We start from the raw sequence: 576 nt of genomic DNA, 5'->3' as shown, positions 1-576 counted from the left end.
CAGCGCGCGTTTGCATGACGCCTGGCCTGAGTGGCCACAGGCGCGAGCCGAATTATACGATCGGCGGCTCCCCCGACAGGGTCGGCCCTTCCTCGATATCGTGGGTGAACTCTTCCAGGGATTGCGCCACTTCCCCCACCTCCTCGAAACGGGCGATGTGGTAGAGGGCTTCGCCTTCGTTGACCAGGGGCAGGTTGTTACGGCCCACCAGAATGCCGGCGGCAGGGGCGTGGATATTGATATCATCGCCGCCAAAGGGGCTGGAGATACGGCCGATCAAATCCCCTTTCTTGATCCAGGCACCCAGGGCCACCAGGGACAGGAAGACACCATCACGCTCGGCACGAACCCAGCTGGAGGAGCGGGCGATGTAGGGCTCGGCGGGTGCCTTGGTGCGGCGAGAACCGGTCATACCCAGATGATGCATCACGTTGAGCACGCCTTTGACGCCAGCACGAATGCAGGACTCGTCAAAACGCAGCGCCTCGCCGGCTTCGTAAGTGATAACCGGAATGCCCTGGGCTTCCGCCACTTCACGCAGCGTGCCTTCGCCCAGCACCGAGTTGATCACCACGG

General features: G+C 62.7%; 1 protein-coding gene. It reads right to left on the bottom strand.

Going from position 1 to position 576, the window contains the following annotated elements:
* Positions 1 to 52: 52 nt before the first annotated feature.
* On the bottom strand, positions 53 to 576 hold a 524-nt coding region (locus tag A3730_RS15630), incomplete at its 5' end, for a succinylglutamate desuccinylase/aspartoacylase family protein (protein ID WP_197477496.1).

This window comes from Alcanivorax sp. HI0044, assembly GCF_001634945.1.
This window is presented reverse-complemented; position numbering and strand designations above follow the sequence as displayed.